Source organism: Xanthomonas sp. SHU 308, from assembly GCF_000364645.1.
Lineage (GTDB): Bacteria > Pseudomonadota > Gammaproteobacteria > Xanthomonadales > Xanthomonadaceae > Xanthomonas_A > Xanthomonas_A sontii.
In genome coordinates this window covers 1-1,669 of record NZ_AQOK01000198.1, presented here as the reverse complement: position 1 = coordinate 1,669, position 1,669 = coordinate 1, and the positions used below count along the sequence as shown (strand labels likewise).

The following is a 1,669-nucleotide window of genomic DNA, read 5'->3' as shown; positions in this document are numbered from 1 at the left end:
GCGTCCTTCATGCACTTCTCGGCGTTCGCCGGTGGTGCAGCGTCTTCGCCTGGACCGCAGGGGCAGCCGCCGGGGTCTTATACGCCGCCGCAGCGTGGCAACGATACATCTGCTGCATCGAACAATGGCTCTCTACCTAGGCACGGGAACTCATCGTCGGGGCTACAAAATGCAGTGCAATCCTCTGAGGGTAGTGGTGCCAGGGGCAATGCCAACAGCAATAGCAGCCGATTCACTTAGCGACGAGATGCACATGAAATTCAAGCTGTCATTTCCCTTCGCCATTTTCTTCTTCATAGGTTCAGCATATGCAGAGAATGGATGCCCGCCAGGGCAACTCCCGGCACAGGCCAATGGCGCAATGAATTCATGTACGCCAGTTCCACCTGGCTACTACCAACAGCAGGCTCCCGTATCACGGCCTTCGGGCAAGTGGATCACGACATGGGGAGCTATCGCTATGGGATCAATAGACGATACGACAAACTATGGAGTAACTACGGGCAAGCTATCTAAGCCTGAAGCCGAGGCAGATGCGCTCAGGCGCTGCGCTTCCCATGGGGAAAAAGACTGCCGAGTCTTTATTAGTTATCACAACCAATGTGCTGCAATTGCTGAGCCGCAAACGAACGGATTGCCGATAAGTGCAGGGCGGGTTAGCTTTGCTAGGGCCGTATCGATTCCAGAAGCGACGAAAATCGCTCAGACTGACTGTAAAAAAACTAACAGTTCAGTGCTCGGGGTTGACTGCAAGGTGGTTTATCAAGCCTGTACTAAGCAGATATTCGAAAAATTCTAGAATTTTGTGGGCGCTAAAGAGGGGCGCCAAACGCAGGAGGGTGCGCCATGAAGAAGCTTGGATTGCTTTCTGCGTGCCTGTTGTACACTATATCGCTGCAATCATCGGTCTCTGAAGGGAGTGGTGCTAGAGGCAATTCAAAGCGAGATAGTAGTCAATTTATTTAGATTGGAATGAGGTGGATATGAGGTTTAAATCATTCATCTTCCTTGCAGTCTGTTTTTACACAGGTGCTGTATACGCGGAGAATGGGTGTCCACCTGGTCAGTTGCCTGCTCAGGCTAATGGCGCGATAGCTTCCTGTACGCCGATTCCAGCAGGCTACTATCAACAACAATCAGTAGCGCCGCAACCATCTGGGAAATGGATTACGACTTGGGGAGCTATCGCACAGGGCTCAACAGATTCTGCCACTATCTATGGAGTCACTACGGGTAAGTTATCGAAGGTGGAGGCTGAGGCGGACGCGCTGAGACGCTGTGGTTCTCGTGGATTAACGAATTGCAAGGTTGCATTTAGATATCATAATCAATGCGTGGCAATAGCAGAGCCGCACATTGAAGGTCAACCTTTTGCCACTGGGCGAGTTAGATTTGTTGGTGCTAGCTCAATTCCTGAGGCGAGTAGAATAGTCGAGACGGATTGCATGGAAGCTAATAAATCAACTCCAGAGGCCGAGTGCAAAGTGGTGTATACGGCATGCACGGAGCAGATTTTCGAGAAATTCTAGAATGTCGTGGTGATATATGGATATAAAATTCGCCCTGACTGTCTCCCTTGTGATCCTTTTTGCTGCGGGTAACGCGCGGGCATAAGGCGAGCGCCAGCCTGAATGTTCTGGGTGCTGATCCAGGGCTATCGCATCGCCAC

At 51.2% G+C, this 1,669-nt stretch carries 1 protein-coding gene; it reads left to right on the top strand.

From position 1 onward, the window contains the following. The first annotated feature begins 253 nt into the window (after nucleotides 1-253). Nucleotides 254-799 carry a DUF4189 domain-containing protein gene (locus D588_RS26525; protein WP_226980667.1) on the top strand — a complete coding sequence of 182 codons (546 nt, stop codon included), beginning with the start codon at nucleotides 254-256 and terminating at the stop codon, nucleotides 797-799. The last annotated feature ends 870 nt before the right edge of the window (nucleotides 800-1,669 follow it).